The organism is Pseudomonas sp. GL_139_B (genome assembly GCF_057834475.1).
The window spans coordinates 2,147,794-2,170,087 of record NZ_CM174403.1; the positions used below are offsets into that span (position 1 = coordinate 2,147,794).

The following is a 22,294-nucleotide window of genomic DNA, read 5'->3' on the forward strand; positions in this document are numbered from 1 at the left end:
CTTAGCGGTCCACGTCGGCCATAACGAAATCGATACTACCCAGGTACGCAATCAAGTCCGCGACCATGCTGCCTTTGATCACCGAAGGGATCTGCTGCAAGTGCGGGAAGCTTGGGGTACGAATCCGGGTGCGGTAGCTCATGGTGCCGCCATCGCTCGTCAGGTAATAACTGTTGATGCCCTTGGTCGCTTCGATCATCTGGAAGGATTCGTTGGCCGGCATGACCGGGCCCCACGAAACTTGCAGGAAGTGCGTGATCAGGGTCTCGATGTGTTGCAGGGTGCGCTCTTTCGGCGGCGGCGTGGTCAGCGGGTGATCCGCCTTGTACGGGCCTTCCGGCATGTTGCGCATGCACTGCTCGATGATCTTGATGCTTTGGCGCATTTCTTCGACGCGTACGATGCAACGATCGTAGGCATCGCCATTAGCGGCCAGCGGCACTTCGAATTCGAAGTTTTCGTAACCGGAGTATGGGCGAGCCTTGCGCAGGTCGAAGTCGCAACCGGTCGAACGCAGGCCGGCACCGGTGACGCCCCATTCCAGGGCCTCTTTGGTGTTGTAGGCGGCGACGCCGATGGTCCGGCCACGCAGGATGCTGTTGTCCAGGGCGGCTTTCTGGTATTCGTCCAGACGCTTTGGCATCCACTCGACGAAGTCTTTCACCAGTTTTTCCCAGCCGCGCGGCAGGTCGTGAGCAACGCCTCCAATGCGGTACCAGGCCGGGTGCAGACGGAAACCGGTAATGGCTTCGATCACCGTGTACGCCTTCTGACGGTCGGTGAACGTGAAGAACACCGGGGTCATGGCGCCGACGTCCTGGATGTAAGTCCCCAGGAACAGCAGGTGGCTGGTGATCCGGAAGAACTCGGCCATCATGATGCGAATGACGTCGACCTTGTCCGGCACCTTGATGCCGGCCAGCTTCTCGACCGAGAGCACGTACGGCAGGTTGTTCATCACGCCGCCGAGGTAGTCGATACGGTCGGTGTACGGGATGAAACTGTGCCAGGACTGACGCTCGGCCATTTTCTCGGCACCACGGTGGTGGTAGCCAACGTCCGGCACGCAGTCGACGATCTCTTCACCGTCCAGCTGCAGGATGATGCGGAACGCACCGTGCGCGGAAGGGTGGTTAGGGCCGAGGTTGAGGAACATGTAGTCCTCGTTCGCACCGGAACGCTTCATGCCCCAGTCTTCAGGCTTGAAGCGCGCGGCTTCTTCCTCAAGCTGTTGTTTGGCGAGGTTCAGGGTGAACGGGTCGAACTCGGTGGCGCGGGCCGGGAAGTCTTTGCGCAGCGGGTGACCTTCCCAGGTCGGCGGCATCATGATGCGGGTCAGGTGCGGGTGACCGGCAAAGTTGATGCCGTACATGTCCCACACTTCACGCTCGTACCAGTTGGCGTTCGGCCACAGACCGGTCACGGTCGGCACGTTGAGGTCGCTCTCGGACAAGGCGACCTTGATCATCACGTCACTATTACGTTCGATCGACATCAAGTGATAGAACACAGTGAAGTCGGCGCCGCTTGGCAGCCCTTGACGCTTGGTGCGCAGGCGCTCGTCCACACCGTGCAGGTCATAGAGCATGACGTACGGCTTGGGCAGGTTACGCAGGAAGGTCAGTACTTCGACGAGTTTGGCACGCGCAACCCAAAGCACCGGCATGCCGGTGCGGGTTGGCTGGGCGGTAAACGCCTCGGGGCCAAAACGGTTGTTCAGTTCGACGACCACATCCTGGTCGTCTGCCTTATAAGGCGGGATGTACAGAGCACTGCCTGTAGTCATGGTTATTTATCGCTTTCGGTCAACGTAAAGAATGAAGCCAGTGTCTCGTTCTATTAAAGAAGCAGATCTGGATCAGACTTCGTCGGGGCTGCGCAGGTTGGTGACTGCGATTCGCTGTTCGCGGCGCTTTTCCTTCTCGGAAGGCATCTCGGCGCGGTATACGCCTTGATCGCCGACGACCCAGGAAAGCGGACGACGCTCCTGTCCAATCGACTCTTGCAAGAGCATCAAGCCTTGCAGAAAAGCTTCAGGACGGGGCGGGCAGCCAGGCACGTAGACGTCCACGGGAAGGAACTTGTCCACCCCTTGAACGACAGAGTAGATGTCGTACATGCCACCGGAGTTGGCGCACGAACCCATGGAGATAACCCATTTAGGTTCGAGCATTTGCTCGTAGAGACGCTGGATGATCGGCGCCATCTTGATGAAGCAGGTACCGGCGATAACCATGAAATCCGCCTGACGCGGCGATGCCCGGATAACCTCGGCGCCAAAGCGCGCGATGTCGTGGGGCGCCGTGAAGGCGGTGGTCATTTCCACGTAACAGCACGAAAGACCGAAGTTATACGGCCACAGGGAGTTTTTGCGCCCCCAGTTGATCGTGCCGTTAAGCACGTCTTCGAGCTTGCCCATGAAGATGTTTTTGTGGACTTGATCTTCTAACGGATCGGAAACGGTTTCCCGTTCGCCAATCGGATACTGCTCGTTAGGAGCATCGGGGTCGATCCTGGTGAGATTGTATTGCATTGCCAAAGCCTCATTGTTTCAGCTTCGCTTGCCGCTTACGACGAGCTTCCGGAGCCCAGTCAAGGGCGCCCACTCGGAATAGGTAGACAAGGCCTGCCAACAGAATTGCTATGAAAACGAGAGCTTCGACGAATCCGGTCCAGCCGCTTTCGCGGACGGACACAGACCATGCAAAGAGAAAAAGGGCTTCGATATCGAAGATCACGAAGAGCATCGCGACCAGATAGAATTTGGCTGAGAGCCGCAAACGGGCGCCACCTGTAGGCAGCATGCCGGATTCAAACGGTTCATTTTTGCTGCGACCCCAGGCTTTTGACCCGAGGAGGCTGGAGACGCCGAGCATGAAGGCGCATAGGCCGACGACGCCCAGAAGGAAAATGGCAAAGCCCCAGTTGTGGGCCATGAGTCCTGTCGCTTCGGGCATGCTGGTAATCCTTAACAGAGAGCAAAGGTCTCTGAGCTTGAAAAAGTAACAACGCAGTGACGATATGTCGCAGCAATCAATCCCGCTGATTTTATGGCACAACACTCAGCAAGTAAAATTCCTATAGCGAAATTATTTATAGGAATAAGGACATGGCGCACCTCCAAAGCCCCACAGCCCATGCATGGCGGGCATTAGCCGGCTTTTCATCAATATTGTTTTGTGGGAAATGCAACGAACATAGTTGTAGTTAAATGATAATCAATATTGTTTGCGCTGGTTTTTAAACTGATTAACGGGGTGGGGGCCGCAAAGTTGTCTTTTGTGCGCATTACTGCAAGTAGCGACAGTGAGTGTTTTAGTGGGTTTTTCTGGTGCCGATACCGCGCTGCATCAATGTTTTTGGCCGCGGTTTTCGGCCTGCACATTCCCTGTGGGAGTCGGTCTTGCCCGCGATGGCGGCGTGTCAGGCGCTGTAGATGTTGACTGAAAGACCGCCATCGCGGGCAAGCCCGGCTCCCACAGGTTATGCAGTGGTCGAAAATCGCAGGCAAAAAAACGCCCCGAACCAGTCGGGGCGTCAGAAGTGCAGCGTTGCGGTTAGCTTTCTATCCGGTCCGCAACGGCCGTTGACTCAGGCGAAGCCAATCAGTGGAACTGTTCTTCTTCAGTCGAACCGGTCAGTGCGGTTACCGAAGACGAGCCACCTTGGATCACAGTGGTCATGTCGTCGAAGTAGCCGGTGCCCACTTCCTGCTGGTGAGCCACGAAGGTGTAACCCTTGGCAGCGTCAGCGAACTCTTGCTCTTGCAGCTTCACGTAGGCAGTCATGTCGTTGCGGGCGTAGTCGTGCGCCAGGTTGAACATGCTGTGCCACATGTTGTGAATGCCGGCCAGGGTGATGAACTGGTGCTTGTAACCCATGGCGGACAGTTCGCGCTGGAACTTGGCGATGGTCGCGTCGTCCAGGTTTTTCTTCCAGTTGAAGGAAGGCGAGCAGTTGTACGACAGCAGTTGGTCCGGGTATTCCTTTTTGATCGCTTCAGCGAAGCGACGAGCCTCGTCCAGATCCGGCTTGGCGGTTTCGCACCAGATCAGGTCGGCGTACGGAGCGTAAGCCAGGCCGCGAGCGATGGCCTGGTCCAGACCGGCGCGCACTTTGTAGAAACCTTCCTGGGTACGTTCGCCAGTCACGAATGGCTGGTCGTACGGGTCGCAGTCGGAGGTCAACAGGTCAGCTGCGTTTGCGTCGGTACGGGCCAGGATGATGGTCGGAGTACCGGCAACGTCAGCAGCCAAGCGAGCAGCGGTCAGCTTCTGTACGGCTTCCTGAGTTGGAACCAGTACTTTGCCGCCCATGTGGCCGCATTTTTTCACGGAGGCCAGTTGGTCTTCGAAGTGAACGCCGGCGGCGCCTGCTTCGATCATGCTCTTCATCAGCTCGTAAGCGTTCAGTACACCGCCGAAACCGGCTTCAGCGTCAGCCACGATCGGAGCGAAGTAGTCGATGTAACCTTCGTCGCCCGGGCCTTTACCGGCTTTCCACTGGATCTGGTCAGCACGACGGAACGAGTTGTTGATGCGCTTGACCACGGTCGGAACCGAGTCCACCGGGTACAGCGACTGGTCCGGGTACATCGATTCGGCGGAGTTGTTGTCCGCAGCGACTTGCCAGCCCGACAGGTAGATCGCCTGGATACCGGCTTTGACTTGTTGTACAGCCTGGCCGCCGGTCAGGGCGCCCATGCAGTTGACGAAATCTTTCTCGGGGCGGAAGGAAGGCTTGGCGCCCTGGGTGACCAGGTTCCACAGCTTCTCGGCGCCCAGTTTTGCAAAGGTGTGCTCAGGTTGAACCGAGCCACGCAGGCGGACGACGTCAGCAGCGGAGTAAGCGCGTGTCACGCCTTTCCAGCGTGGGTTTTCAGCCCAATCTTTTTCGAGGGCTGCAATTTGCTGTTCGCGTGTCAGTGCCATGGAGATAAACCTCGTCGCGTCTTTTACGGAAAGTTGTTCTGCGGTGGAAAATTCATGCGCTCGCTGACCAGAAGCTTGGATGGTCAAGTCGGATTCGGCGGGGTAGCGACGGGATGAACGATGGGCTCGAGGGGAAGTGAGCAGGTAAGGGCAAACTGGTGAGCGCATTCGGGCATCGTGGGCCTTGTTGCGAACTTCAGTGTGGTGCCGGGTTACCTAATTACGCTTCCGTCCCTCGGGACAACTTCGTTCCAGTCGGCAACCTCGTCAAACACACCTTGTGGGCGGTACAGACACGAAGCGGCTCGCGGGATAGGTGCGAGCATCGCTTCGAAGGCCCTTGCCAGGGCCCCTGATTAGCGGGAGCGAGGCCATCATGCCTTTGCTTTTTTCGATCGTCAAACATTTTGTAGTGCTTTTTTTCAACCACTACATCTTTGGTCTAATACGACTAATCAGTCAGTTATCGGTGCTTTAGTCCAAAGTATCGACTTTCACTCGCAAGGTCATGTCGTCCCGGCCCTGAGTCGCGTAGTTGCGGGTTTGGGTCCGTTTGTCAGCCAGGTTCTGGTGGTTGATGCCGGCCACCGTAATCCATTCGCCGAGGCGACCTGTGACAGTTGTGTCGGTACTTTGCACGTTCACTACATCGGGACGTTCCTGGCTCATGCGGTCATGGTTGGTGCTGATCGCCAAGTGAACGATTTCACCGGTGACGCTGGCGGTGACGTAGAAGCCCTGAGTGACGTTGCGGTATTCGGTCTGACTGCGCAAATCACCGTAGGAGTCGGTCTGCGCGCTCACGAGTGGAACGCTCTGGCCGACCTGGATCAGTGCGGGTGTGCCTTCGCTGGCCTGTACCTGCTGGACTCCGCCGTCACGGCTGGCGGTGCTGCGATGGATAATTCGGGTCTGGTTCGCCTTGGCGCCGTTGCCTTGGTAATTGTTGTCACTGGTGTCGACGGTGATCAGCAGGCGCTTGGCGGTGACATCGAGTTGGCTGATCAGGGCTTTAAGTTCGTCGATCTTGCGCTGATCCGCGTTAACGATCAGCTGATTGCCATAGGCGCTGACCTGGCCTTCGTTGCCAATGAAATCCTGCGCCACGGGCAGCATGTCGGCGCTGGTGCGGAAGTTCAGGGGCACGATTTCGGTGGCGGCTACGGCTGAAAAACTGCAGGTCAGCAGCAGGGTGGTGAGCAGGGTGCGTAGGGACATATCCGTTATCTCCGACTTCTAATGCCTTGATAGTGCCAGTTTGTCGGCCCGGCATGGCGCAAGTTGAATCGTAGACAGCAAAACGCCCCGACATCCGAAAATGGCGGGGCGTTTTGTGGTGTTCTCTGTGGCGAGGGGGCAAGCCCCTCACTACAGGGTCTCAAGCGGAGTGACGCACCATGTCAACATGCGGAATCCCGGCTTCCAGGAACTCCTCACTGACAATGTGAAAGCCCAGGCGCTCATAGAACGCCGTAGCCTGCACCTGTGCGCTGAGCATTTGATGCTTCAGCCCGCGCTTTTCGGCTTCACCGATCAACGCTTGCATCAGTGCATCGCCGACCTTCAGGCCGCGCCAGTCCTTGAGTACCGATACCCGGCCAATGTGACCGTCCGGCAACAAGCGGGCGGTGCCAATCGGGAAGTCCCCTTCGAAGGCCAGGAAATGCACCGCGGTGGCGTCATCGGCATCCCATTCCAGCTCAGGTGGAACGTGTTGCTCGGCGATGAACACCGTCTCACGAATGCGCCGGATCTCGGCGATATCCTTCTGCCAGTCTGCGACACTTACGTGAATTTTATTCATCAGCAAACCCCAGGCTTCCTTGCTTGATCAGTTCGCACAGCAGGCCGCGACCGTCTTCGTCGGCCAGCCACTCGCCAAGGTTGTCGATGTGCAGCGCGTCGGCGGCGCAGATCATTTTAAGCAGTTCGCGCAACTTGCCCGGCAGATAGCGGCTTTGGCCGCTGGCGAACAGCAGCAGGTCGTCATCGACTTCGGACCAGGCCAGGCGGGCGCTTGGGTTGCGGATCAAGACGGCGCCTTGCTCAAGGCTGGCGAGCAGGTCGTCTTCCTCGATCTCTTCCGGGCCTGCCACGAGTTCCGGGTAGCGCGGCTCGGTCATGAACTGGCCGAACCAGGTCAGCAGCAGGCGCTCGTCGCTCATGTGCTCTGCCAGCAGGGCTTTGAGGCGATCAAGGGCGTCGTGCTGGATCTGGTGCGGATCCACCGCAGGCAGCGCGTCGGCGTCGGTGTAGCGCTCTTCGTCTGTCAGGAACTGGCTGAGGAAGTCGGTGAAATGGGTCAGCACTTCAGCGGCGCTCGGTGCACGGAAACCGACGGAGTACGTCATGCAATCATCGACCGCGACGCCGCAATGGGCAAGGCGTGGTGGCAGATACAGCATGTCGCCCGGTTCCAGCACCCACTCATCGGTGGCTTCGAAGTCAGCGAGGATGCGCAGGTCTGCGTGTTGCAGCAGTGCGCTCTCGGAGTTGCACATCTGACCGATTTTCCAGTTGCGCTTGCCGTGGCCTTGCAGCAGGAATACGTCGTAGTTGTCGAAGTGCGGACCGACGCTGCCACCTGGGGCGGCGAAGCTGATCATCACGTCGTCGACGCGCCAGCTCGGCAGAAAGCGGAAGTGTTCCAGCAGTTCGCTGACTTCGGGCACAAACTGATCGACCGCTTGAACCAGCAGGGTCCACTCGCGTTCCGGCAGTTTGCTGAATTCGTCTTCGGCGAACGGGCCGCGGCGCAATTCCCAAGGATGCTCGCCGTGCTCGATCACCAGGCGCGATTCGACTTCTTCTTCCAGTGCCAGACCGGCCAGTTCGTCGGCGTCGATCGGGCTTTCGAAATCAGGAATCGCCTGGCGGATCAGCAGCGGTTTTTTCTGCCAGTAATCGCGCAGGAATTCGCGTGCCGTGATGCCGCCCAGAAGTTGAAGAGGAATGTCAGGATTCATGTGTAACCTATTGAAAAAAAGCACTTTTGAGACATGAATAAAAACGCCCGGCGCGGCCGGGCGTTTCAAGCATGTCCAGCGGTCAATCAGATGCGTTTGGCTTGTTCTACAGCGTTACCGATGTAGTTCGCCGGGGTGAGCAGTTTCAGCTCGGCCTTGGCAGCGGCTGGCATGTCCAGGCCGTCGATGAAAGTTTGCAGCGCTTCTGGGCTGATGCCCTTGCCGCGCGTCAACTCTTTCAGTTTTTCGTACGGGTTTTCGATGTTGTAGCGGCGCATCACGGTCTGGATCGGCTCGGCCAGCACTTCCCAGCAGGCGTCCAGGTCGGCAGCGATTTTCTGAGCGTTGAGCTCAAGCTTGCTGATGCCTTTGAGGCTCGCTTCGTACGCGATCACGCTGTGGGCGAAGCCGACACCGAGGTTGCGCAGTACGGTGGAGTCGGTCAGGTCACGCTGCCAGCGGGAAATTGGCAGTTTGCTCGCCAAGTGCTGGAACAGTGCGTTGGCGATGCCCAGGTTGCCTTCGGAGTTTTCGAAGTCGATCGGGTTGACCTTGTGCGGCATGGTCGACGAACCGATTTCGCCAGCGATGGTGCGCTGTTTGAAATAACCCAGGGAGATGTAGCCCCAGATGTCGCGGTCGAAGTCGATCAGGATGGTGTTGAAGCGCGCGATGGCGTCGAACAGCTCGGCAATGTAGTCGTGCGGTTCGATCTGCGTGGTGTACGGGTTGAAACCCAGGCCCAGTTCGTCTTCGATGAAGGCGCGGGCGTTTTCTTCCCAGTCGATCTCAGGGTAGGCCGACAGGTGAGCGTTGTAGTTGCCGACAGCGCCGTTGATCTTGCCCAGCAGCGGAACGGCAGCGACCTGAGCGATTTGACGCTCCAGACGGTAAACCACGTTCGCCAGCTCTTTGCCCAGGGTAGTCGGCGAAGCCGGCTGACCGTGGGTGCGCGACAGCATCGGCACGTCAGCGAAGCGGATGGCCAGTTCGCGGATGGCTTCGGCGGTTTGGCGCATCAGCGGCAGCATCACATCATCACGGCCTTCGCGCAGCATCAGGGCGTGGGACAGGTTGTTGATGTCCTCGCTGGTGCAGGCAAAGTGGATGAATTCGCTGACGGCAGCCAACTCCGGCAGTTTGGCCGCTTGCTCTTTGAGCAGGTATTCAATGGCTTTGACGTCGTGGTTGGTGGTGCGCTCGATCTCTTTGACGCGTTCGGCGTGCTCCAGAGAGAAGTTTTCCGCCAGGGTGTTCAGCACAGCGTTGGCTTCGGCGGAGAACGCCGGTACTTCGCTGATGGCAGAGTGAGCGGCCAGGCGCTGGAGCCAGCGCACTTCAACCAGGACGCGAGCACGGATCAGACCGTATTCGCTGAAAATCGGGCGCAGGGCCTGGGTTTTGCCGGCGTAGCGGCCGTCAACAGGGGAAACCGCAGTGAGCGAAGAAAGCTGCATGGGGTGTTCTCGGACAGTCGGGCAACGAAATGGGGCGCGTATCATACATGAAAAAATCCGCCGGTCCGTCGCCAACTGACCGGCGTATTACGCGTAATGCAGAGTAAATGGTTGTCTGCGCGACTTATTCGTTACGCATCAAGGGGTAAAGCTCTTTCAGCAACTTGCGGCGGCTGATCACCAGTTGCCAGCGATGGCCGCCCAACTGCCGCCACAGGCGTGCCGAGCGAATCCCTGCCAGTAACAGGGCGCGGATTTTCGAGGCGTTGCTCGGCTGCTGAAGGTTGCGCATGTCGCCGTGGACCTGAATCCGTTGGCGCAAGGTGCTCAGGGTGTCTTGGTACAGTGCGCCGCACGCGGCAATTACATTTTCATGGGCCGGGCCGAAGTGCTCGACCTGGGACTGGATCTGCGGCAAGCGCTTGCCGATCACCTCCAGCATGTCGCCGCGCTTGGCCAGCTGACGCTCCAGACCCAGCATTGCCAGCGCGTAACGCAAGGGCTCACGCTGAAGGGCGCTCGGGTCGCGTTCAAGTGCGCCGACCAGGGCGCGATAGCCTTCGCGCAGATTAAGGTCGTCACCGCCGTAGACTTCCAGCGTGTCCTTGGGGTCACGAATCAGCAGGCTGCCGAGCATGCAGGTCAGGCCGGCTTCAGAGGTTTGGCCGCTCTTGGCAATCTTGTCGACCAGGACAGCGGCGAGAAATACGCCGCCCAGCGCCGTCAGTTGCTCCTGGGTCGGGCTCATTGATGCTGGCCTTTGCTGGTCCATGGCTCGGCAATTTCAATCACGCCACCACCCAGGCAGATTTCTCCGTCATAGAACACCACAGACTGACCTGGGGTAACCGCGCGTTGCGGGTCATCGAAGGTTGCGCGGTAGCCGGTGGCGGTTTTCTCCAGCGTGCAAGGCTGATCACTCTGGCGATAGCGGACTTTGGCGGTCAACTTGCGCGGCTCGGTCAAATCAATCGGGTTGACCCAATAGATGTCCGAAGCGAGCAGGGCGCGGGAGAACAAGTACGGATGGTCATTGCCCTGGCCGACGATCAGCTCGTTGTGTTCCAGGTCCTTGATCAGCACGTACCACGGCTCGTCACTGGCGTCTTTCAAGCCGCCGATGCCCAGACCCTGACGCTGGCCGATGGTGTGGTACATCAAGCCGTGGTGACGGCCGATCACTTCGCCTTCGGTGGTCTTGATCTCGCCCGGTTGCGCGGGCAGGTACTGCTTGAGGAAGTCGCTGAAGCGGCGTTCGCCGATAAAGCAGATGCCGGTGGAGTCCTTTTTCTTCGCGGTCGCCAGCTCGTACTTCTCGGCAATCGCGCGCACTTCGGGCTTTTCCAGTTCGCCGACCGGGAACAGGGTCTTGGCGATTTGTTCGCCGCCAACGGCGTGCAGGAAGTAACTCTGGTCCTTGTTCGCGTCCAGACCCTTGAGCAACTCGGTACGACCGGCGATATCGCGGCGGCGCACGTAGTGGCCAGTGGCGATCAGGTCGGCGCCCAATATCATGGCGTAGTCGAGGAACGCCTTGAACTTGATCTCGCGGTTGCACAGGATGTCCGGGTTCGGCGTGCGCCCGGCCTTGTATTCGGCCAGGAAGTGCTCGAACACGTTGTCCCAGTACTCGGCGGCGAAGTTGGCGGTGTGCAGCTTGATACCAATTTTGTCGCACACAGCCTGGGCGTCCGCCAGGTCGTCCATGGCAGTGCAGTATTCCGTTCCATCGTCTTCTTCCCAGTTCTTCATGAACAGGCCTTCCACCTCGTAGCCCTGCTCGATCAGCAGGAGGGCGGAAACGGAAGAGTCCACGCCGCCGGACATACCGACAATGACGCGCTTCTTTTGTGTGTCAGAAGGGGCTGGATCACGCATAGGGATTCAATGAGTGTCTTGAAAAAGGACGCGATTCTAACAGGCCGGAGCCCGCAAGGCTAAAGAGAAGGGCGGATCAGTTCGAGACCGAAGTGTTTACCGTCCAGATAATCATCGATGCAGCGGATGATCAGCTCACTGCGCCAGTTTGCGCGCTGTTCCAGCAATTCGTCACGCGTCAGCCACTTGGTGCCGACGATGCCGTCGTCCAGCTGATAGTCCGGGTGGTGTTTGAGCGGTTTTGCCGTGAAGCAAACGCGCTGGTAAGTCACGCCGTTGCTCGGGGCTGTGTAGAGGTAAATGCCGACTACGCCGGTGGCTTCGACGTCCCAGCCGGTTTCTTCGAGGGTTTCGCGTACCGCGGCTTCGATCAGGGTTTCATTCGGGTCGAGGTGGCCGGCGGGTTGATTGATTACGACACGGTCGTGTTTGAGTTCTTCGACCATCAGGAAGCGGCCGTTGTCTTCGACGATGGTGGCGACGGTGATGTGGGGTTTCCAGTCCATGAAGCTTCCTCGATTCTGAAGTTGGAATAAAAATCAGTGTGGGAGCGAGCCTGCTCGCGAAAGCGGTAGGCCGGTCAATGCAGTGTTGAAGGATATACCGCATTCGCGAGCAGGCTCGCTCCCACAGGGTCCGGTTCAAATAGTTAAATGTGTGTTTAGCCCGAAAACACAAACCCCGGCACATGGCCGGGGTTTGTGATGCATCCTTACAACCTTAAACCAGCGCAGCTACTGCCGCGTTGAAGGTTGGGCTAGGGCGCATGGCCTTGCTGATCAGCTCGGCATTGGCGTGGTAGTAACCGCCGATGTCCACTGGCTTGCCCTGAACGGCGTTGAGCTCGGCAACGATGGTTGCTTCGTTCTCGGTCAGGGTTTTGGCCAAAGTCGTGAACTGCGCTTGCAGTGCAGCGTCTTCAGTCTGGGCAGCCAGGGCTTGAGCCCAGTACAGCGCCAGGTAGAAATGGCTGCCGCGGTTGTCGATGTTGCCGACTTTACGCGATGGCGACTTGTTGTTGTCCAGGAATTGGCCGGTGGCCTGATCCAGGGTCTTGGCCAGAACCAGCGCCTTAGGGTTGTTGTAGGTCACTCCCAAGTGCTCAAGGGAAGCGGCCAGGGCCAGGAACTCGCCCAGGGAATCCCAGCGCAGGAAGTTTTCTTCCAGCAGCTGTTGGACGTGCTTCGGTGCCGAGCCGCCAGCGCCGGTTTCGAACAGGCCGCCGCCATTCATCAGCGGAACGATCGACAGCATCTTGGCGCTGGTGCCCAGTTCCATGATCGGGAACAGGTCAGTCAGGTAGTCGCGCAATACGTTGCCAGTCACCGAGATGGTGTCCTTGCCTTCGCGAGTGCGCTGCAGGGTGAATTTCATGGCGTCGACGGGTGCCATGATCTGGATGTCCAGGCCGGCAGTGTCGTGATCCTTCAGGTAGGCCTGAACTTTTTCGATCACTACGCCATCGTGAGCGCGCATCGGGTCCAGCCAGAAAATCGCTGGGGTGCTGCTTGCGCGAGCACGGTTGACGGCCAGTTTGACCCAATCCTGGATCGGCGCGTCTTTGGTCTGGCACATGCGGAAGATGTCGCCGGCTTCAACCGATTGCTCCAGCAGCAGGGTGCCTTTGCTATCGGTCACGCGGACAACGCCGTTGGCCTTGATCTGGAAAGTCTTGTCGTGCGAACCGTACTCTTCGGCTTTCTTCGCCATCAGGCCGACGTTTGGCACGCTGCCCATGGTGGTTGGGTCGAAAGCGCCGTTTGCCTTGCAGTCTTCGATGACCGCCTGGTAGATGGTCGCGTAGCAGCGATCCGGGATCACGGCCTTGGTGTCGTGCAGCTGGCCGTCAGTTCCCCACATTTTGCCGGAGTCACGGATCATTGCCGGCATCGAGGCGTCGACGATGACGTCGCTCGGCACGTGCAGGTTGGTGATGCCTTTGTCGGAGTTGACCATGGCCAGCGACGGACGAACGGCGTAGACCGCCTGAATGTCGGCTTCGATGGCAGCCTGCTGCTCAGCCGGCAGGGCTTTGATGCGAGCGTACAGGTCGCCGATGCCGTTGTTCAGGTTGAAGCCGATCTGAGCCAGCACGTCAGCGTGCTTGGCCAGTGCGTCTTTATAGAATTCGGCAACGATCTGGCCGAACATGATCGGGTCGGAGACCTTCATCATGGTGGCTTTGAGGTGAACCGACAGCAGCACGCCTTCGGCTTTGGCGTCTTCGATCTCGGCAGCGATGAAGCTGCGCAGAGCGTTTTTGCTCATAACCGCGCAATCGAGGATCTCACCGGCTTGTACGGTGGTTTTTTCTTTCAGGACGGTGGTGGTGCCGTCTTGAGCGATCAGTTCGATTTTGACGGCGTCAGCGGCTTCGATCAGGGCGGCTTTTTCGCTGCCGTAGAAATCGCCGGTGCTCATGTGTGCGACGTGGGACTTGGAGTCAGCAGCCCAGGCGCCCATTTTGTGCGGGTGCTTGCGTGCGTAGTTCTTGACCGACAGTGGTGCACGACGATCGGAGTTGCCTTCGCGCAGAACCGGGTTTACGGCGCTGCCCTTGATCTTGTCGTAGCGCGATTTGGCGAGTTTGTCGGCGTCGCTGGTCACGGTTTCCGGGTAGTCAGGAAGCGCGAAGCCCTGGGCTTGCAGTTCTTTGATGGCTGCTTGCAGCTGCGGAACGGAAGCGCTGATGTTTGGCAACTTGATGATGTTGGCTTCTGGCGTAACGGCCAGGTCGCCCAGTTCGGCGAGGTGGTCGGCTACGGCTTTATCACCCAGTTGCTCGGGGAAGCTGGCCAGAATGCGTCCTGCAAGAGAGATATCGCGGGTTTCAACGGCGATATCAGCCGAGGCGGTGAAAGCCTCTACGATAGGCAACAGTGAATAGGTGGCGAGGGCTGGGGCTTCGTCGGTGAAGGTATAGATGATCTTCGAGCGGGTGGGCATATTCGGATTAACTCTCTCTTCTTTGCTAAAGCGTGCGCAGAAACTCGAGGGGCGCCGGGTAAGCGCGTTCGTTCAAAGTCATCCATGAGCCGAATATCGAGATTTCGTTGCTGTGATGTTGGGTGCATCAGTAGGGCGTCAAGCGTTCGGGCTGCGGTAACAGACCGGCTTTTCCGGCGAAAGGCTCATCATAGAGCCGTCCAGCCTTCGTGACCCTTTAGTCAGCGGCGGCATTATACATAGGTAGCTGGCAATCTGCCGATGGTTGATGCATGACAATTCTCGTCCATTGGTCTAAAGGTCGCAGGGGCGGGCTGCGCGTAGATTCGTTCGGCGTGCTTGAGTTTGGCGTTTTTCCCTTTGCTTTCAGGCTTGTAGCTCGCGACGCATGCCGCTTTGCGGCAGATGAATGGAACATAGGGTTTGCGCGCCGATTTAACTGGGTTACGCTCGAACCAAGCCAGATGTTCAATCCAAACAATGGAGTTCAGCATGGGATACAAGAAGATTCAGGTTCCAGCCGTCGGCGACAAAATCACCGTCAACGCGGACCATTCTCTCAATGTTCCTAACAACCCGATCATTCCCTTCATCGAGGGCGATGGTATTGGTGTTGATATCAGCCCGGTCATGATCAAGGTTGTCGATGCTGCTGTTAAGAAGGCTTACGGCGGCGAGCGAAATATTTCCTGGATGGAAGTCTACGCCGGGGAGAAAGCGACTCAGGTTTACGATCAGGACACCTGGCTACCTCAGGAAACCCTGGACGCGGTCAAGGATTACGTGGTTTCCATCAAGGGCCCTCTGACCACTCCGGTCGGTGGCGGCATTCGTTCCCTGAACGTGGCCCTGCGCCAGCAGCTCGACCTTTATGTGTGCCTGCGCCCTGTGCGCTGGTTCGAAGGCGTGCCTAGCCCGGTTAAAAAGCCAGGCGACGTCGACATGACGATCTTCCGTGAGAACTCGGAAGACATCTACGCCGGTATCGAATGGAAAGCCGGTTCGCCGGAAGCGACCAAAGTCATCAAGTTCCTTAAAGATGAAATGGGCGTCACCAAGATCCGTTTCGACGAAAACTGCGGTATCGGCATCAAGCCGGTTTCGCTGCAAGGCACCAAGCGTCTGGCACGCAAGGCCCTGCAGTATGTGGTCGACAATGACCGCGACTCGCTGACCATCGTGCACAAAGGCAACATCATGAAGTTCACCGAAGGTGCCTTCAAGGAATGGGCCTACGAAGTGGCCGCTGAAGAGTTCGGCGCAACCCTGCTCGACGGTGGTCCGTGGATGCAGTTCAAGAACCCGAAAACCGGCAAAAATGTCATCGTCAAGGATGCCATCGCCGATGCCATGCTCCAGCAGATCCTGCTGCGCCCGGCCGAGTACGATGTGATCGCGACCCTGAACCTGAACGGCGACTACCTCTCCGACGCCCTGGCGGCGGAAGTGGGCGGTATCGGTATCGCACCGGGTGCCAACCTTTCCGACACCATTGCCATGTTCGAAGCGACCCACGGTACTGCACCGAAGTACGCCGGCAAGGACCAGGTCAACCCGGGTTCGCTGATCCTGTCGGCTGAAATGATGCTGCGTCACATGGGCTGGACCGAAGCGGCAGATCTGATCATCAAGGGCACCAATGGCGCGATCTCCGCCAAGACCGTGACCTATGACTTCGAACGTCTGATGGAAGGGGCTACCCTGTTGTCTTCGTCTGCGTTTGGTGATGCGCTCATCTCGCACATGTAAGCGGCCTGTGTAGCTGAATCACGGCCACACCAAAACCGCCCGCCTCAATACGTTGAGGCGGGCGGTTTTTTATGGCTGGATGACGGGTTGCGTCAGCTCGACACCGTTTCTTGCTGGGTGACGGGCGCTGTCTGTTCGCTCGCGAGCGTGGCAGCGGTAATCTTCACTGCATGCAAACCTTTGGGGCCCTGAACGATCTCGAAGTTGATGATCTGTCCGGCTTTGAGGGTCTTGTAGCCGTCCATCTCAATGGCCGAATAGTGGGCAAAGAAATCGATTTCCTTGCCATCCTCGTCACGGCCTTCTCTGGCGTCGGTGTTAATGAAACCGAATCCCTTGGCATTGTTGAACCATTTCACCTTGCCGACTGACATGCTCATATCCCTCTGCAACAGACTCCATCACTGGAGTATCATCCGGTACATCCACAGTCAGTCTTTATAAATTAGATTGACTCTGCGGACCTTTTTTACCCACTGTGGGCTCTATTGGTTGTAACACCGTTTTCCCGATAGTCAAGGTGACCGGGTGGTCGGTGTTGAAATCGTCCATAAACGCCCCCACCACTGTATTAGCACAACTGACGAACCTTTCTTTCCATGCATGCAATCAGCCAGATTCGACTAACATTCAATCAGGATCGCCCGACTCTCCAGAAAGATCGCCCGGAGGAACACGACGACGATTCCGCAGGCATTGCTGTTCAGGAGGCGAAGCCTGCGTTACAGGCGCCGCCGATGTACAAGGTGGTTTTGTTCAACGATGACTACACACCGATGGATTTCGTCGTCGAAGTGCTCGAGGTGTTTTTTAACCTGAATCGCGAGCTGGCGACCAAGGTCATGCTGGCCGTCCATACAGAAGGGCGGGCAGTATGTGGCGTGTTTACCCGCGACATTGCCGAGACAAAGGCCATGCAGGTCAACCAGTACGCCAGGGAAAGCCAGCATCCGCTACTCTGTGAAATCGAGAAGGACGGTTAATCGCCGACCACTTGGGTATGAGGTGAAGCTATGTTAAACCGCGAGCTCGAAGTCACCCTCAATCTTGCCTTCAAGGAGGCCCGTTCGAAGCGTCATGAATTCATGACCGTCGAACATCTCCTGCTGGCCCTATTGGACAATGAGGCTGCCGCCACCGTTTTGCGTGCCTGCGGCGCAAACCTCGACAAACTCAAGCATGACCTGCAGGAGTTCATCGATTCCACCACGCCATTGATCCCCGTTCATGATGAGGATCGCGAAACCCAGCCAACCTTGGGCTTCCAGCGTGTACTGCAGCGTGCTGTTTTTCACGTACAGAGCTCGGGCAAGCGTGAAGTGACTGGTGCCAACGTGCTGGTCGCCATTTTCAGTGAGCAAGAGAGTCAAGCTGTGTTCCTGCTGAAACAGCAGAGCGTTGCGCGCATCGATGTCGTCAACTACATCGCTCATGGCATTTCCAAAGTGCCGGGGCATGGCGATCACTCTGAAGGTGAGCAAGATATGCAGGACGACGAGGGCGGTGAGTCTTCTTCTTCAGGCAATCCTCTGGATGCTTATGCCAGCAACCTCAACGAGCTCGCGCGTCAGGGTCGAATCGATCCATTGGTAGGCCGTGAGCTGGAAGTCGAACGCGTTGCGCAGATTCTGGCGCGCCGTCGCAAAAACAATCCGCTGCTGGTGGGCGAGGCGGGCGTGGGTAAAACCGCGATTGCCGAAGGCTTGGCCAAGCGCATTGTCGACAACCAGGTGCCGGACTTGCTGGCCAACAGTGTGGTGTATTCCCTCGACTTGGGTGCCTTGCTGGCCGGGACCAAATACCGTGGCGATTTCGAGAAGCGCTTCAAGGCGCTGCTCAATGAGCTGAAAAAACGTCCGCAGGCGATCCTGTTCATCGACGAAATCCACACCATTATCGGTGCGGGCGCCGCGTCCGGTGGCGTCATGGATGCCTCGAACCTGCTCAAGCCACTGCTGTCCTCGGGTGATATCCGTTGCATCGGTTCGACCACGTTCCAGGAATTTCGCGGGATCTTCGAGAAGGACCGTGCCTTGGCCCGGCGCTTCCAGAAGGTCGATGTGTCGGAACCTTCGGTGGAAGACACCATCGGCATCCTGCGCGGCCTGAAGGGGCGTTTCGAAGCGCACCACAACATCGAATACAGTGATGAAGCGCTGCGTGCGGCTGCCGAACTGGCTTCGCGCTATATCAATGACCGGCACATGCCGGACAAGGCCATCGACGTGATCGACGAGGCGGGCGCCTATCAGCGTCTGCAACCGATCGAGAAGCGTGTGAAGCGCATCGAGGTGCCTCAGGTCGAGGACATCGTAGCGAAAATCGCGCGGATTCCGCCCAAGCACGTTACCAGCTCTGACAAAGAGTTGCTGCGTAACCTTGAGCGTGACCTGAAGCTGACCGTATTTGGCCAGGATGCCGCCATCGACTCGTTGTCGACGGCGATCAAACTGTCCCGTGCCGGCCTCAAGTCGCCTGACAAGCCTGTCGGTTCGTTCCTGTTCGCAGGGCCGACCGGTGTCGGTAAAACCGAAGCGGCGCGTCAGTTGGCCAAGGCGTTGGGCATCGAGCTGGTTCGCTTCGACATGTCCGAATACATGGAACGCCACACCGTATCGCGTCTGATCGGTGCGCCTCCAGGTTACGTCGGGTTCGATCAGGGCGGCCTGCTGACTGAAGCCATCACCAAGCAGCCTCACTGCGTGCTATTGCTCGATGAGATCGAGAAGGCGCATCCGGAAGTCTTCAACCTGCTGCTGCAGGTCATGGACCACGGTACGCTGACCGATAACAACGGGCGCAAGGCGGATTTCCGTAACGTGATCGTCATCATGACGACCAACGCCGGTGCCGAAACAGCAGCGCGTGCTTCGATCGGTTTCACCCATCAGGACCACTCGTCCGATGCGATGGAAGTGATCAAGAAGAGCTTCACGCCAGAGTTCCGCAACCGTCTGGACACCATTATCCAGTTTGGTCGCCTCAGTCATGAGGTCATCAAAAGCGTGGTGGACAAGTTCCTTACCGAGCTTCAGGCGCAGCTGGAAGACAAGCGCGTGCAGTTGGAAGTGACGGACGCGGCGCGCGGCTGGCTGGCAGTGGGTGGCTACGACACGGCAATGGGCGCTCGACCAATGGCGCGTTTGATCCAGGACAAGATCAAGCGTCCGCTAGCCGAAGAGATCCTCTTTGGCGAACTGGCCGACCATGGCGGTGTGGTGCATATCGATCTCAAGGACGGCGAGCTGACCTTCGAGTTCGAGACCACGGCTGAAATGGCCTGACGTTAACCGCTCCAAAGCAAAAGGCGCCGAGAGGCGCCTTTTTGCTGTCCAGAGAGCACCCGAGATCAACTGTAGGAGCAGGCTTGCCAGCGAAAGCTATGGAGCAGGCAACACTAATACAAGACATGCCGACGCCTTCGCTGGCAAGCCAGCTCCTACATGGGGTCGGCGTGCTGCATCAAATCGCAGGCAAACAAAAACGCCCGGCAGAGCCGGGCGTTTTGTATTGACTTGATTAGCGAGCGCGGTAAGTGATGCGCCCTTTGCTCAAGTCATAGGGCGTCAGCTCGACGCGCACTTTGTCACCGGTAAGAATACGGATGTAGTTCTTGCGCATCTTGCCGGAGATATGCGCGGTTACGACGTGCCCATTTTCCAACTCCACACGAAACATGGTGTTGGGCAGGGTGTCGACGACAGTGCCTTCCATTTCGAAGCTGTCTTCTTTCGACATGCAGTAAAGCCCTCGGTGTCCAATGAATGGCCCGGTGCAACTGCGCCAGGCAAAAGCGGCGTGCATTGTGCCCGAAAAATGGGGGTTAAGCCAAGGGGTTCTAGTTCAGGACGACCCAGCGTTGATTAATCAGCAGTTCGATAGGCCGATATTGGGTCTTGTAGCTCATCTTTTTGCAGTTTTTGATCCAGTAGCCGAGGTAGACAGCGTCCAGTCCGAGGCGGCGGGTCTCGCCGATCTGCCAGAGAATCGCGTAGCGCCCCAGGCTGCGGCGTTCTTCGTCGGGTTCGTAAAAGGTATACACCGCCGACAGGCCGTTCGGCAGTAAGTCGGTGACCGCTACCGCCAGCAGCCGTCCTTCGAGGCGAAATTCGTAGAAGCGCGAGAACGGCAGGTCGCGCACCAGGAAGGTCGCGAACTGATCGCGACTTGGCGGGTACATGTCGCCATCGGCGTGCCGCTGTTCAATATAGCGCTGATAGAGGCCGAAATATTCTTCGGTGAACTGTGCCCGAGCCGGGCGAACCTGCAGGTCGGCATTGCGTTTGAAAATGCGTTTCTGTTGGCGGTTGGGGGTAAATTGCGCAACAGGGATGCGCGCCGGCACGCACGCATTGCAGTTCTGGCAATGTGGCCGGTAAAGATGATCGCCACTGCGACGAAAACCCATTTCAGACAAATCTGCGTAGACATGCACATCCATGGGCTGACTAGGGTCGAGGAACAGGGTTGTAGCCTGTTCATCTGGCAGATAGCTGCAAGAGTGGGGCTGAGTGGCATAGAACTTCAAACGCGCCAACTCGGTCATGATCAACCCTCGGGATAAGCTTTGATTGGGGGCGTTCGTTCTCAATGAGTTTCACCGCCGCGAAACTCGTTGAGAACGCCCCCTAAGTGTAAGCCACCTGCGCAAAAGTCGCTCAGCAAACCCATGTGGCGCGGTTGGGTTGATCCAGATGCTGCGCCAGGTAGCCAGCAAATTCGCGGCGAGGAATCGCTCGTGCGCCAAGGCTGTGCAGATGATCGGTCGGCATCTGGCAGTCGATCAGCACAAAACCCGAGTCTTTCAGATGTCGCACCAGTGTGGCAAAGCCATATTTGGACGCATTGTCGGCGCGGCTGAACATGGACTCGCCAAAAAACAGCTGCCCCATCGCCAGTCCGTACAGCCCGCCGACCAGCTCACTCTGGTCCCAGACTTCCACTGAATGCGCGTGACCGCGTCTGTGCAGTTCAATGTAAGCGTTCTGCATGGCCTGGGTGATCCAGGTGCCGTCGGCGTAATCACGCGGTGCGGCGCAGGCGCGGATGACGGCGGCGAAATCCTGATCGAAGGTCACTTGATAGCGTTGTTGGCGCAGCAATTTGCCCAGGCTGCGGGAAACGTGCAGTTCGTCGGGAAACAGCACCGTGCGCGGATCCGGCGACCACCAAAGAATCGGCTGGCCTTCGGAGAACCATGGAAAACATCCATGGCGATAGGCCTGAATCAGACGATCGGCAGACAAATCTCCACCTGCAGCCAGCAGCCCGTTGGGGTCGCGCATGGCTTTTTCCAGCGGGGGGAAGGTCAGGGTATTACGTTGTAACCAAGTCAGCATGGCATCCGGGCTTGCAGAAGGGGAGGGCAGAGGCGGGCTGGTCGGCCCGCCGTAAAGTGTGCCGTTAAACGCCGGGAATGTCGTCGAGGTATTTCTCGGCGTCCAGCGCGGCCATGCAGCCGGCCCCGGCAGACGTGACAGCTTGGCGGTAAACGTGATCGGCGACATCGCCGGCGGCAAACACGCCGGGGATTGCAGTGGCAGTGGCGTCGCCTTCGTTGCCGCTTTTGATCAGCAGATAACCGTCGCGCATGGGCAATTGATCGACAAACAGATCGGTGTTGGGTTTGTGGCCGATGGCGATGAACACCCCGGCCAGCGCCAATTCACGAGTTTCGCCGGTCTTGCTGTCACGCAGGCGGGCGCCGGTCACACCACTGGCATCGCCCAGCACTTCATCCAGATTCTGATTCCAGTGCAGGCGAATATTGCCGTTGGCTGCCTTTTCGAACAGCTTGTCCTGGAGGATTTTTTCCGAGCGCAATTTATCGCGGCGGTGAATCAGGTGGACTTCCTTGGCGATGTTCGACAAGTACAAGGCTTCTTCGACGGCGGTATTGCCGCCGCCGACTACCGCCACCACCTGATTGCGATAAAAGAACCCGTCGCAGGTGGCGCAGGCTGAAACGCCTTTGCCGGCGAACGTCTCTTCCGAGGGCAACCCCAGATATTGCGCCGAAGCGCCGGTGGCGATAATCAGGGCGTCGCAGGTGTAGGTACCGCCGTCACCGATGAGTTCGAATGGGCGCTGTTGCAACTTGGCGGTATGGATGTGGTCGTAAACGATCTCTGTGTCAAAGCGTTCGGCGTGTTTTTGCATGCGTTCCATCAGTACCGGGCCGGTGAGGCCTTCGACGTCGCCGGGCCAGTTGTCGACTTCGACGGTGGTTGTGAGCTGGCCACCTGCCTGTATGCCGGTAATGACAACGGGTTTGAGGTTGGCGCGGGCGGCATAAACGGCTGCGCTGTAACCGGCAGGGCCGGAACCCAGAATGATCAGGCGTGAATGCTTCGCTTCGCTCATAAAA

Annotated in this window: 21 protein-coding genes; 3 read left to right on the forward strand and 18 right to left on the reverse strand. The window is 58.0% G+C overall.

All coding sequences use genetic code 11. The annotated features are described in order from the left end of the window. Position 1 precedes the first annotated feature (1 nt). From nuoC to AC3ISI_RS09960, 13 genes are all read right to left on the reverse strand, one after another. A complete protein-coding gene (gene nuoC / locus AC3ISI_RS09900) occupies positions 2-1,786 on the reverse strand; it encodes an NADH-quinone oxidoreductase subunit C/D (RefSeq protein WP_007946423.1) in 1,785 nt (594 codons plus the stop codon). A 72-nt stretch (positions 1,787-1,858) separates the two neighbouring features. Further along, positions 1,859-2,533 carry a NuoB/complex I 20 kDa subunit family protein gene (locus tag AC3ISI_RS09905; RefSeq protein WP_007946424.1) on the reverse strand — a complete coding sequence of 225 codons (675 nt, stop codon included), beginning with the start codon at positions 2,531-2,533 and terminating at the stop codon, positions 1,859-1,861. A gap of 10 nt (positions 2,534-2,543) precedes the next feature. After that, positions 2,544-2,957: an NADH-quinone oxidoreductase subunit A gene (locus tag AC3ISI_RS09910; RefSeq protein ID WP_003223812.1), complete on the reverse strand. Its 414-nt coding sequence runs from the start codon at positions 2,955-2,957 to the stop codon at positions 2,544-2,546. Positions 2,958-3,605: 648 nt separating this feature from the next. Continuing rightward, positions 3,606-4,931, reverse strand: a complete 1,326-nt coding sequence (aceA, locus tag AC3ISI_RS09915; RefSeq protein WP_008032724.1) for an isocitrate lyase — start codon at positions 4,929-4,931, stop codon at positions 3,606-3,608. A gap of 474 nt (positions 4,932-5,405) precedes the next feature. Beyond that, entirely contained in the window at positions 5,406-6,149 is a 744-nt protein-coding gene (locus AC3ISI_RS09920) for a secretin N-terminal domain-containing protein (protein WP_489336710.1), read from the reverse strand. Between the two features lie 160 nt (positions 6,150-6,309). Then, positions 6,310-6,735 (reverse strand): GNAT family N-acetyltransferase, encoded by a 426-nt coding sequence (locus AC3ISI_RS09925; protein ID WP_489336711.1) that lies wholly within the window; start codon positions 6,733-6,735, stop codon positions 6,310-6,312. Next, positions 6,728-7,897 carry a ribosomal protein uL16 3-hydroxylase gene (locus AC3ISI_RS09930; RefSeq protein WP_489336712.1) on the reverse strand — a complete coding sequence of 390 codons (1,170 nt, stop codon included), beginning with the start codon at positions 7,895-7,897 and terminating at the stop codon, positions 6,728-6,730. The genes AC3ISI_RS09925 and AC3ISI_RS09930 overlap by 8 nt, the downstream gene beginning before the upstream one ends. 86 nt (positions 7,898-7,983) lie before the next feature. After that, positions 7,984-9,354 carry an adenylosuccinate lyase gene (gene purB / locus AC3ISI_RS09935; protein ID WP_150778306.1) on the reverse strand — a complete coding sequence of 457 codons (1,371 nt, stop codon included), beginning with the start codon at positions 9,352-9,354 and terminating at the stop codon, positions 7,984-7,986. 124 nt (positions 9,355-9,478) lie between these two features. Then, positions 9,479-10,102 carry a high frequency lysogenization protein HflD gene (hflD, locus tag AC3ISI_RS09940; RefSeq protein WP_007946431.1) on the reverse strand — a complete coding sequence of 208 codons (624 nt, stop codon included), beginning with the start codon at positions 10,100-10,102 and terminating at the stop codon, positions 9,479-9,481. Continuing rightward, entirely contained in the window at positions 10,099-11,232 is a 1,134-nt protein-coding gene (gene mnmA, locus AC3ISI_RS09945) for a tRNA 2-thiouridine(34) synthase MnmA (protein ID WP_489336713.1), read from the reverse strand. The genes hflD and mnmA overlap by 4 nt, the downstream gene beginning before the upstream one ends. A 59-nt stretch (positions 11,233-11,291) precedes the next feature. Further along, on the reverse strand, positions 11,292-11,738 hold the full coding sequence (locus AC3ISI_RS09950) for an NUDIX hydrolase (RefSeq protein ID WP_489336714.1): 447 nt from the start codon (positions 11,736-11,738) through the stop codon (positions 11,292-11,294). A 214-nt stretch (positions 11,739-11,952) separates the two neighbouring features. Next, positions 11,953-14,178: an NADP-dependent isocitrate dehydrogenase gene (locus AC3ISI_RS09955; RefSeq protein ID WP_489336716.1), complete on the reverse strand. Its 2,226-nt coding sequence runs from the start codon at positions 14,176-14,178 to the stop codon at positions 11,953-11,955. A gap of 233 nt (positions 14,179-14,411) precedes the next feature. After that, positions 14,412-14,672, reverse strand: coding sequence for a hypothetical protein (locus tag AC3ISI_RS09960; RefSeq protein WP_489336717.1), 261 nt, complete (start codon positions 14,670-14,672; stop codon positions 14,412-14,414). Here AC3ISI_RS09960 and icd point away from each other — a divergent pair. After that, entirely contained in the window at positions 14,671-15,927 is a 1,257-nt protein-coding gene (icd, locus tag AC3ISI_RS09965; protein WP_489336719.1) for an NADP-dependent isocitrate dehydrogenase, read from the forward strand. The genes AC3ISI_RS09960 and icd overlap by 2 nt on opposite strands. A 92-nt stretch (positions 15,928-16,019) precedes the next feature. Here the strand turns inward: icd and AC3ISI_RS09970 are convergent, their stop codons facing one another. Then, positions 16,020-16,301 (reverse strand): cold shock domain-containing protein, encoded by a 282-nt coding sequence (locus tag AC3ISI_RS09970; RefSeq protein ID WP_489336721.1) that lies wholly within the window; start codon positions 16,299-16,301, stop codon positions 16,020-16,022. A gap of 225 nt (positions 16,302-16,526) precedes the next feature. On the opposite strand from AC3ISI_RS09970, the gene clpS reads away from it, so the two are divergent. Together clpS and clpA are read left to right on the forward strand one after the other, a co-directional pair. Further along, positions 16,527-16,910 (forward strand): ATP-dependent Clp protease adapter ClpS, encoded by a 384-nt coding sequence (gene clpS, locus AC3ISI_RS09975; RefSeq protein ID WP_020799529.1) that lies wholly within the window; start codon positions 16,527-16,529, stop codon positions 16,908-16,910. A gap of 30 nt (positions 16,911-16,940) precedes the next feature. Continuing rightward, positions 16,941-19,211: an ATP-dependent Clp protease ATP-binding subunit ClpA gene (clpA, locus tag AC3ISI_RS09980; RefSeq protein ID WP_027925125.1), complete on the forward strand. Its 2,271-nt coding sequence runs from the start codon at positions 16,941-16,943 to the stop codon at positions 19,209-19,211. Between the two features lie 235 nt (positions 19,212-19,446). Here the strand turns inward: clpA and infA are convergent, their stop codons facing one another. From infA to trxB, 4 genes are all read right to left on the reverse strand, one after another. Next, positions 19,447-19,665: a translation initiation factor IF-1 gene (gene infA, locus AC3ISI_RS09985; protein ID WP_002553999.1), complete on the reverse strand. Its 219-nt coding sequence runs from the start codon at positions 19,663-19,665 to the stop codon at positions 19,447-19,449. Between the two features lie 100 nt (positions 19,666-19,765). Next, entirely contained in the window at positions 19,766-20,473 is a 708-nt protein-coding gene (locus AC3ISI_RS09990; RefSeq protein ID WP_489336723.1) for an arginyltransferase, read from the reverse strand. Positions 20,474-20,585: 112 nt separating this feature from the next. After that, positions 20,586-21,266 carry a leucyl/phenylalanyl-tRNA--protein transferase gene (gene aat, locus AC3ISI_RS09995; RefSeq protein WP_489336725.1) on the reverse strand — a complete coding sequence of 227 codons (681 nt, stop codon included), beginning with the start codon at positions 21,264-21,266 and terminating at the stop codon, positions 20,586-20,588. A gap of 64 nt (positions 21,267-21,330) precedes the next feature. Next, the gene (gene trxB / locus AC3ISI_RS10000; RefSeq protein WP_489336726.1) at positions 21,331-22,290 is read right to left on the reverse strand and encodes a thioredoxin-disulfide reductase; all 960 of its coding nucleotides are present in this window, start codon (positions 22,288-22,290) and stop codon (positions 21,331-21,333) included. Between the last annotated feature and the right edge of the window lie 4 nt (positions 22,291-22,294).

Excerpts from the sequence above, each read along its gene's own strand:
- clpA (WP_027925125.1), top strand. The coding sequence starts at position 16,941 with ATGTTAAACCGCGAGCTCGAAGTCACCCTCAATCTTGCCTTCAAGGAG.
- clpS (WP_020799529.1), top strand. The coding sequence starts at position 16,527 with ATGCATGCAATCAGCCAGATTCGACTAACATTCAATCAGGATCGCCCG.
- icd (WP_489336719.1), top strand. The coding sequence starts at position 14,671 with ATGGGATACAAGAAGATTCAGGTTCCAGCCGTCGGCGACAAAATCACC.
- AC3ISI_RS09920 (WP_489336710.1), bottom strand. The coding sequence starts at position 6,149 with ATGTCCCTACGCACCCTGCTCACCACCCTGCTGCTGACCTGCAGTTTT.
- purB (WP_150778306.1), bottom strand. The coding sequence starts at position 9,354 with ATGCAGCTTTCTTCGCTCACTGCGGTTTCCCCTGTTGACGGCCGCTAC.
- AC3ISI_RS09960 (WP_489336717.1), bottom strand. The coding sequence starts at position 14,672 with ATGCTGAACTCCATTGTTTGGATTGAACATCTGGCTTGGTTCGAGCGT.
- AC3ISI_RS09905 (WP_007946424.1), bottom strand. The coding sequence starts at position 2,533 with ATGCAATACAATCTCACCAGGATCGACCCCGATGCTCCTAACGAGCAG.
- mnmA (WP_489336713.1), bottom strand. The coding sequence starts at position 11,232 with ATGCGTGATCCAGCCCCTTCTGACACACAAAAGAAGCGCGTCATTGTC.
- aat (WP_489336725.1), bottom strand. The coding sequence starts at position 21,266 with ATGCTGACTTGGTTACAACGTAATACCCTGACCTTCCCCCCGCTGGAA.
- AC3ISI_RS09930 (WP_489336712.1), bottom strand. The coding sequence starts at position 7,897 with ATGAATCCTGACATTCCTCTTCAACTTCTGGGCGGCATCACGGCACGC.
- nuoC (WP_007946423.1), bottom strand. The coding sequence starts at position 1,786 with ATGACTACAGGCAGTGCTCTGTACATCCCGCCTTATAAGGCAGACGAC.
- trxB (WP_489336726.1), bottom strand. The coding sequence starts at position 22,290 with ATGAGCGAAGCGAAGCATTCACGCCTGATCATTCTGGGTTCCGGCCCT.
- AC3ISI_RS09950 (WP_489336714.1), bottom strand. The coding sequence starts at position 11,738 with ATGGACTGGAAACCCCACATCACCGTCGCCACCATCGTCGAAGACAAC.
- aceA (WP_008032724.1), bottom strand. The coding sequence starts at position 4,931 with ATGGCACTGACACGCGAACAGCAAATTGCAGCCCTCGAAAAAGATTGG.
- hflD (WP_007946431.1), bottom strand. The coding sequence starts at position 10,102 with ATGAGCCCGACCCAGGAGCAACTGACGGCGCTGGGCGGCGTATTTCTC.
- infA (WP_002553999.1), bottom strand. The coding sequence starts at position 19,665 with ATGTCGAAAGAAGACAGCTTCGAAATGGAAGGCACTGTCGTCGACACC.
- AC3ISI_RS09970 (WP_489336721.1), bottom strand. The coding sequence starts at position 16,301 with ATGTCAGTCGGCAAGGTGAAATGGTTCAACAATGCCAAGGGATTCGGT.
- AC3ISI_RS09925 (WP_489336711.1), bottom strand. The coding sequence starts at position 6,735 with ATGAATAAAATTCACGTAAGTGTCGCAGACTGGCAGAAGGATATCGCC.
- AC3ISI_RS09910 (WP_003223812.1), bottom strand. The coding sequence starts at position 2,957 with ATGCCCGAAGCGACAGGACTCATGGCCCACAACTGGGGCTTTGCCATT.
- AC3ISI_RS09990 (WP_489336723.1), bottom strand. The coding sequence starts at position 20,473 with ATGACCGAGTTGGCGCGTTTGAAGTTCTATGCCACTCAGCCCCACTCT.
- AC3ISI_RS09955 (WP_489336716.1), bottom strand. The coding sequence starts at position 14,178 with ATGCCCACCCGCTCGAAGATCATCTATACCTTCACCGACGAAGCCCCA.